The organism is Gloeomargarita sp. (assembly GCF_053491055.1).
Genome location: NZ_JBRCEP010000031.1, coordinates 1 through 7,594 on the forward strand (window position 1 = coordinate 1; position 7,594 = coordinate 7,594).

The following is a 7,594-nucleotide window of genomic DNA, read 5'->3' on the forward strand; positions in this document are numbered from 1 at the left end:
TTTAGAGGGGATAGACCGCGACTTGAATGCCTCCCTCAACCTGGTGAAATGGTATCAAACTACCCTGAGCTCCAGGGGAAGTCACGCCTGTGGAGATTCCTCTGCCGGGGTTGGTTCGCCGACTAGGCATGAATCGTTGAATCAGGAAGGAAGCAACAAGTTGAACGAAAGTCCGCTTTTGTTCAGCGTTGTGTAAGTCTTTCGGAGCGGTGCACCTTTATAATGAACAGTGGCGATTGGGACGGTGCCCATGCGGGTTTCCCTGAATTGGCTGCGAGAATTGGTTGCCCTACCGGCGGAGCTGACGGTTGAACAGTTGGCCGAACGGCTGACGCTGGCGGGGTTTGAAGTGGAGGCCATCGAGGACCGACGCACCTGGGCCGCAGGGGTGGTGGTGGGACGGGTTCTGTCACGGCAGCCCCATCCCCAGGCGGATAAGCTGAGCGTCTGTCAGGTGGACGTGGGGCAGGGAGAACCCCTGACGATTGTGTGTGGGGCGGCCAATGTGCGGGCGGAAGCTTTGGTGCCGGTGGCGCTGGTAGGTACGTATTTACCTTGTATTGACCTGCACATTCTCCCGGTAGAGAAACGGGGGGTGACGTCGCACGGGATGATCTGTTCGCTGGCGGAGTTGGGTTTGGCCAAAACTTCGCCGGGCATTCACATTTTTTCTGACCCGGAATTGCAACCAGGGCAGGATGTGCGGCCTTTGCTGGGGTTAGACGATGTGATTCTGGAGGTGGCTTCGACGGCCAACCGGGCCGATGCCTTGAGTATGGTGGGGATGGCGCGGGAAGTGGCGGCTTTGTTCGGGCTGGCGGTGCGTTTGCCGGTTTTTGCGCCACCCCCATTGCCCCCGCCGACGGTCAGGATTGACATTGCCGACCCGCTGCTGTGCCCGGTGTATTGGGGCACGGAATTCCGGGAAGTCCAGATTGCCCCGTCGCCCCCTTGGTTGCGGCAGCGCTTGGAGCAGGCGGGCATCCGGTCGCTCAACAACGTGGTGGATATTACCAACTACGTTCTGTTGGAGTGGGGACAGCCGCTCCATGCCTTTGATGCCGACCGCCTGCCTGCGGGAACGGACGGCTTGACCCTGGGGGTGCGGTTGGCGCGGGCGGGGGAGTCGCTGCGGACGTTGGATGACCAGGTGCGTACCCTGACACCGCAAACCCTGGTGATTACGGCGCAGGATGAACCGGTGGCCTTGGCAGGGGTGATGGGGGGGGCGGCGACGGAGGTGACGGCGCAAACCCGGCGGATTCTCCTGGAGGCGGCCATTTTTGACCCGGCCACGGTGCGGCGGTCGGCGCGGTCGGTGGGGTTACGCACGGAGGCTTCGGCGCGCTACGAGCGGGGGGTCAACGCGGCGGATTTGGCCCTGGCCTGGGGGCGGGCGGTGCAGTTGTTGCAGGCATGGGCCGGGGCCAAAGTGGTGGGCATCGGCCAATTTGACCGGCGGGATGTGACACCCAAAGTTGTATCGTTGCGGCGGCAGCGGGTGCAGGAGGTGTTGGGGGAGGGGGCAAACGGGCCCCTGTCTGATGGGGAAATCGTCGCGCCCTTGCAGGCCCTGGGGTTTGGGCTGGAACCTACGCAGGAAGGTTGGCGGGTGACGGTCCCCCCCCATCGGCGGCGGGATGTGGAGCAAGAAATTGACCTGATTGAGGAAATTGCCCGGTTGGTGGGCTACGACCATTTCGCCAATACCTTGCCAGGGACAGGGCAGGTGGGCGGCTATCCCCCGGCAGAACAGGTGCGGTTGCGGGTGCGGGAACTGTGTCGGGGGTATGGGTTGCATGAGTTAATGCACTATTCCCTGGTCAAGGCAGGGGATATTCATCTGAGTAACCCGCTGTTGGCGGAATACGGGGCGCTGCGAACGGATTTGTTGGAAGGTTTGGTGCAGGCATTTAGCTACAACATCCAGCAAAACAATGGGCCGCTGTGGGGGTTTGAATTGGGGCGGGTGTTTGTCCGCCAGGGCGGTCAGGAACGGGAGTTTGAACAGTTGGGGGCCATCTGGGGCGGTCGTCGGGAGCACTGGTTACGCAAGGAGCCGGTGACCTGGTACGAAGCCAAAGGGTTGGTCGAGGGGCTGTTGCAGGGGTTGCACCTGAACGCCACCTGGACAGCCTACCGGGAGGATGCACGTTTTCATCCGGGGCGCACGGCGGTTTTGCACTGGGGGGAACGGCGTCTGGGTCTGTTTGGCCAACTCCATCCCCAACTGTGCCAGAGCCGGGACATTCCCGAACAGGTGTATGTCCTGCTGATGGATATGGAAGTGGTGACAGCGGCGGCGACCCAACATGCCCTGGCGCGGTTCCGGCCCTACAGTCCCTATCCCGCCTGTGACCGGGATTTGGCTGTGTTTGCCGACCAGAACCTGCCGGTGGCCGACCTCCTGCGGGTGATGCAGGCGGCGGGAGAACCGCTGTTGCAGCAGGTGTTTGTGTTTGATGAATATCGCGGTGAGGGTGTTCCTGCCGGACAGCGCAGTTTGGCGTTTCGGTTAATTTATCGGGCGGCGGATCGCACCCTAACCGAAGCGGAGGTAGAAACGGTGCACAACCAGGTGCGGCAGGCGCTTGTCCACCACTACGGGGTGACGCTGCGCAGTTGATGCCGCCTTGGCCGCACGTTACCCATTCCCAAAGATGCGTATTGCCATGGTCACGGGTATTTTTCCGCCGGATGTGGGGGGGCCGGCCACCTATGTGCCGGTGGTCGCGCGCGGTTTGCAGGCGATGGGGCATCAGGTGACGGTGATCACCAGCAGCGAACCCCACCATCTCGCCTGGGAACAGACGCAAGACATGCCCTATCCATTTCCGGTCGTGCGGCTCAACCGCCGTGTTTTTTGGGCCTGGCGGAGTGTGTATTACCAACAGAAATTAACGCCCTACCTTAAGGCGGCAGATGTGGTCTATGCCAACGGTTTGGTGTGGGAAGTGGCGCAGGTGTGTCGGCGGTTGGGGAAACCTTGGGTGGCCAAAATTGTTGGGGATAGCACCTGGGAACGGGCGGTGCGCCGGGGGTGGACAAAAGCAAATCTAGAGGCGTTTCAAGCCCCCAGCGCCGACATCCGCATCCGTCTATTTCGCACCTGGAGAAATCAGGCCATTCGCCAAGCCCGCAAAATAATTGTCCCCAGCCACTACCTCGCCCAAATCGTGCAGGGTTGGGGCGTACCTCCTGAGCACATTCACGTCATTTATAACGCGATTGAATTACCTTCCCCCATCCCCAAAATCACCAACCCATTAACAACCAACTATCGGATTATCACCACAGGCCGCTTGGTTCCTTGGAAACACATTGACGAAATCATTACGGCCATTGCCCCTTTGCCGGATGTGGGGTTGCTGATTGTGGGGGATGGTTGCCAACGCCAGGTCTTAGAACAGCAGGTGCGGGCGTTGCAATTAGCAGAACGCGTCCATTTTACCGGCCCAAAAACGACCGCTGAACTCCTGGCGTTGCTACAAACCAGCGACCTGTTTGTCCTCAATTCCAGTTACGAAGGTCTGCCCCATAGTGTTTTGGAAGCGATGGCGATGGGGGTTCCCGTGATTGCCACGCAGGTAGGCGGCACGCCCGAACTGGTCCAAGATGGCATCACCGGGCGATTGCTTCCACCCCATGCCCCAACCCTCCTACGGGCAGCAATTCAAGAAATGCGACAGCACCCGGAACTGGGGAAATCCTATGCCCAAAACGCCCGGCAATTCCTAACCCAATTTCAGCCGCAAACCATGATCAGCCGCTGCGCCCAGATATTGCAACAGGTCGCAGGAGAACCCTAAAACAGCTTTCTTTAACCTTTGCTTTTTACCCCCTACCTTGACCCAGTGCCACACAGTTTTTTTATAGCTTTTTTACAGCAACGCTAACTTACGTTAATTCGCCGCATCCACCCGCTCCAACCAGGCAAATACCCGGTCCAATTGGTCCAAGCTAATTAACCCATAACGCCACAGCACCATCGGCAGCGGCCCTTGGCCCGAATCCTCGCGCCGCATCGCCATCTCAATCGAGGCCGCCGACACCGCCAACTCCTCCTGCAAAAACTGAATCAACCGTGGGTCACGTCCCAACACCATCCCTGTCCCTCCCCTTTGCTACAGTGTGAGATTCTCGCAACAATAACGCAAACCTCCCCCCCCTGCTCCGCTAGCTTAACCTAATTTCACAGAATGATCAATAAATTTTGTAAAGTTTCTGAGAACGGCGGTTGCAGGGGAGGGGGACGGGTGGCCGGGTATCCGTACATTCACTGAGGGGTATCAAGGCCGGCCATCTCGGCCTTATCCTGATGAAGCAAAAAAATTCATCCGTAAATATGCGGAAATTTCTATAAAGATGTTTTATAAACAGCAGCCTTGACCCTCCAGTGAATGACAACCATTAGAGTAAGACTACGGAGAATTGTTTTTCTTTCCCTTGACCACAGTGGAGTAACCAACCATGAACAGGACGAACACGGGGGTATTGTCCACCCGCTACGATTTTTGTGATTTCCTCCCCATTGTGCTCTGCCCGTATGAAGACTGTGAACGAGCCGTCAATGCAGGGTCAGAATGACCCACCCCCGATGGACCGGGAGGCGGTGATGGGGGAAATTCGTCGGATTTGCGACTTGCTGCCGCCGGAATCTCTGGTGGAAGTCCTCAACTTTGCCATTCACGAATTGGTACGGGTTTATCGTATGCAAGCGGAGGAAGACGTGTAGAATCGGAAAGAACGATTGAGGGCACGCCCTTTGGTGCGGCTGGAACAATTAATTTCTATCCTGGGGGCGACTCCAAGCCAACCCCTCAGCGGCGTGGTTACGGGGATCACCACCGATAGCCGTCAGGTGCGGGCGGGGGAAGTGTTTGTCGCCTTGGTCGGGGAGCGGTGGGACGGGCATGCATTTATCCCGCAGGCGTTGGCGCAAGGGGCGGTGGCGGCCCTGATCCATCGGCCAGAGCTGTTTTCTCCGGATATGCCCCTCCTGTTGGTGCCCGATACGCTCACGGCTTACCAAACCCTGGCGGCCTGGTGGCGCAGGCGATTTGCAATTCCGGTGATTGCCGTTACGGGTTCGGCGGGCAAAACCACGACCAAGGAATTGATTGCTGCGGTGCTATCTACCCAGGGGCGGGTCTTGAAAACGGCTGCCAACGAAAACAACGACATTGGCGTTCCCAAAACCCTGTTGCAACTGGGTCGGGAATACGATTATGTGGTGGTGGAAATGGGGATGCGGGGACGGGGGGAAATTGCCCGCCTGGCGCAGATCGCCCAGCCCAATGTGGGGGTGATTACCACGGTGGGGACGGCGCACATTGGCCGCTTGGGTTCCCGCGAAGCCATTGCCCAGGCCAAATGTGAACTGTTTGCCCATCTTGACCCCCAGGGCACAGCCATTTACTGGCGGGAGAATGAATTGTTGCATCAGACGGCCAGCGCGGTGTGGGAAGGGGCGACGTGTACCTACGGGTGGCGCCAGGGGGATGTGCAGGGGCAGCTTACCGAGTCGGAGTTAATTGTGGGGGATTGGCGCGCCCCGTTGCCCCTGCCTGGCGAACACAATGCCCTGAATTTTTTGGCAGCCCTGACTGTGGCCCAAACCCTGGGAGTGCCCTGGCCGACCCAACCCCTATTTTTGGATTTGCCGGAGGGGCGGAGTCGCTGGTGGCAGATTGCCCCGGACATTCTCCTGCTCGATGAAACCTACAACGCCAGCCCGGAAGCGGTTTGCGCCACCTTGCACACCCTGAAGCAAACCCCCGGCCAGCGCCACATCGCTGTGCTGGGCGCCATGCGGGAATTGGGGGAACATTCCGCCGCATTGCACGCCCAGGTTGGCCAGGTGATTCGGGACCTACATTATGACGCCCTCATCCTGCTGGAGGACCCGGAAATCTATCCCCTGGCGGCAGCCGCGAAACCCGTTCCTACGGAAATCCTGCCCGACCGGGAAGCCATCATTGCCCATTTGCAAACCTATCTGCGAGCAGGGGACCGGGTGTTGGTCAAAGCCTCCCATGCGCTGGGGTTAGCACAGGTGGTGCAGGCGCTCACCCAAAGCCAGCAGGGATTCCCGGAGCGTCGCCGTTAACGCCAAAGTCGCCTGGCGCAGGGGCTGGTTGGTAGGCGGCAGCACCCGCAAAGGGTCACCAATGTGGATGGCAACCTGGGTGCGCCAGGGTTGGTAGGGATGGCTGTAGCGCAAATAGACAGGCAAAAGATGCAACACCAATTCCGGGTTTTGTTGTACCGCCTGCAACGCCAGATGGACCGGCCCCGGTTTCAGGGGTAACAGCGTGCCGTCGCGGGAAATTTTGCCCTCCGGGAACATGACCAAACTATTGCCCTGGCTGAGCAAGGTGACCGCCTGGGTCAAGGCCTCCCGTCCCGGTTTCTCTCGCTGCACCGGAAAGCCCCCCAACCGCCGAATCCACCAGCCCTGGAATCCCCGCACCTCCTCCGCCGCCACCATGAAATACAAATGCCGCCCGGACACCAGCCAGCCCACGCTATGGGGCACCAACACCGCATCCCACCGGGAACGATGGGTGGGGGTCACCAGCAACGCCCCTTCCGACGGAATCCGCTCCTGGCCGATGACGGTGATATTCCCAAAATACAAAGGCAACAGCAGATATTTCCCCAGGTAATAGGCGGCTCCCGTCAGCCAAGGGGATAGATAGGGAGCAGCGGGCACTGGCTTAGGCATCTTCATCCATGGCTCCCAACGCCTGCCCGGCAATCCAACCGGTGGTCCAGGCCGTCTGGAGATTAAATCCCCCCGTCAGGCCGTCCATATCCAGCACCTCCCCGGCCGGATACAACCCCGGACACAGCCGGCTTTGCAGGGTGCGGCTATCCACCTCGCTCCAGGGCACCCCCCCACAGGTGACAAATTCCTCTTTGAACATCCCTCTACCCATGACCGGATGCACCTTCGCCGTCATTTGCCCGAGCAATTGTTCCAACTCCCGCCTGGAAAGTTCTCCCCACCGCCGTTGCTGGGGAATCTGGGCGCCGGCAAGCAGGTAATGCCATAACCGTGGGGCAGTTCCCGCACCGGGCGATAATTCCCCAGAGTTTTCGCCGCCACCTGGGTGCGCAACGCCTGACACCGTTCATACAAGGTTTGCCGCCCCCACTCTGGCAACCAATCCACCTGGAGTTGCCCTTGGTACTGGCATGCGTGCAAAAAACGGGCCAACCGCAGGACAACCGGGCCGCTGAGGCCCCAATGGGTAATGAGCAAAGCGCCCTGCTGTTCCCGCTGGTTCTGACCCACCCGCGACAACCCCGCCCCCAACCATTTCAGCCGCACCTGGGGCAAACTCACCCCTGCCAAGGCCTGTAGCGCCGGTACAGGTGGCACCAACCGGTGACCCAACTGCGTCGCCATGGCATGGCCCGCCGTTCCACCTCCTGGATGAATTCCCGTACGACCTGCACATTCACATCCGCATCCAGCAGGGCGCGGCGGACGACTTTCAGGGCTTCTTGAATGTTGCTGGGGGTAAGTTTGTCCTGGCCACGCAGTTTCTTCCAGGCGGCCTCAAACTGTTCAGCAAGGGCTTCAAAC

General features: G+C 59.6%; 8 protein-coding genes and 2 pseudogenes. 5 read left to right on the top strand and 5 right to left on the bottom strand.

The window, feature by feature from the left end; translation table 11 throughout:
• The 3 genes and pseudogenes from ACWISF_RS03375 to ACWISF_RS03385 all read left to right on the top strand — a co-directional run.
• Positions 1-196: pseudogene (locus ACWISF_RS03375) on the top strand (RNA-guided endonuclease TnpB family protein); the annotation flags it as partial.
• A 54-nt stretch (positions 197-250) separates the two neighbouring features.
• The gene (pheT, locus tag ACWISF_RS03380) at positions 251-2,626 is read left to right on the top strand and encodes a phenylalanine--tRNA ligase subunit beta (RefSeq protein ID WP_448380182.1); all 2,376 of its coding nucleotides are present in this window, start codon (positions 251-253) and stop codon (positions 2,624-2,626) included.
• A gap of 34 nt (positions 2,627-2,660) precedes the next feature.
• Positions 2,661-3,809, top strand: coding sequence for a glycosyltransferase family 4 protein (locus ACWISF_RS03385; RefSeq protein WP_448380183.1), 1,149 nt, complete (start codon positions 2,661-2,663; stop codon positions 3,807-3,809).
• A 93-nt stretch (positions 3,810-3,902) separates the two neighbouring features.
• On the opposite strand, the gene ACWISF_RS03390 is transcribed toward ACWISF_RS03385, so the two are convergent.
• Entirely contained in the window at positions 3,903-4,106 is a 204-nt protein-coding gene (locus ACWISF_RS03390; RefSeq protein WP_448380184.1) for a DUF2949 domain-containing protein, read from the bottom strand.
• A gap of 464 nt (positions 4,107-4,570) precedes the next feature.
• Here ACWISF_RS03390 and ACWISF_RS03395 point away from each other — a divergent pair, with 464 nt between their 5' ends.
• Both ACWISF_RS03395 and ACWISF_RS03400 read left to right on the top strand, forming a co-directional pair.
• Positions 4,571-4,735: a hypothetical protein gene (locus ACWISF_RS03395; protein WP_448380185.1), complete on the top strand. Its 165-nt coding sequence runs from the start codon at positions 4,571-4,573 to the stop codon at positions 4,733-4,735.
• A gap of 33 nt (positions 4,736-4,768) precedes the next feature.
• On the top strand, positions 4,769-6,109 hold the full coding sequence (locus ACWISF_RS03400) for a UDP-N-acetylmuramoyl-tripeptide--D-alanyl-D-alanine ligase (protein ID WP_448380189.1): 1,341 nt from the start codon (positions 4,769-4,771) through the stop codon (positions 6,107-6,109).
• Here the strand turns inward: ACWISF_RS03400 and ACWISF_RS03405 are convergent.
• The 4 genes and pseudogenes from ACWISF_RS03405 to ACWISF_RS03420 all read right to left on the bottom strand — a co-directional run.
• Entirely contained in the window at positions 6,047-6,727 is a 681-nt protein-coding gene (locus ACWISF_RS03405; protein WP_448380186.1) for a lysophospholipid acyltransferase family protein, read from the bottom strand. The two genes, ACWISF_RS03400 and ACWISF_RS03405, sit on opposite strands and share 63 nt — an antisense overlap.
• Positions 6,720-6,965, bottom strand: a complete 246-nt coding sequence (locus ACWISF_RS03410) for an NAD(P)/FAD-dependent oxidoreductase (protein WP_448380187.1) — start codon at positions 6,963-6,965, stop codon at positions 6,720-6,722. Before ACWISF_RS03410 ends, ACWISF_RS03405 begins: the two co-directional genes overlap by 8 nt.
• Positions 6,962-7,414 (bottom strand): hypothetical protein, encoded by a 453-nt coding sequence (locus tag ACWISF_RS03415; protein WP_448380188.1) that lies wholly within the window; start codon positions 7,412-7,414, stop codon positions 6,962-6,964. Before ACWISF_RS03415 ends, ACWISF_RS03410 begins: the two co-directional genes overlap by 4 nt.
• A gap of 5 nt (positions 7,415-7,419) precedes the next feature.
• Positions 7,420-7,594 (bottom strand): annotated as a pseudogene (locus tag ACWISF_RS03420) (signal recognition particle receptor subunit alpha); the annotation flags it as partial.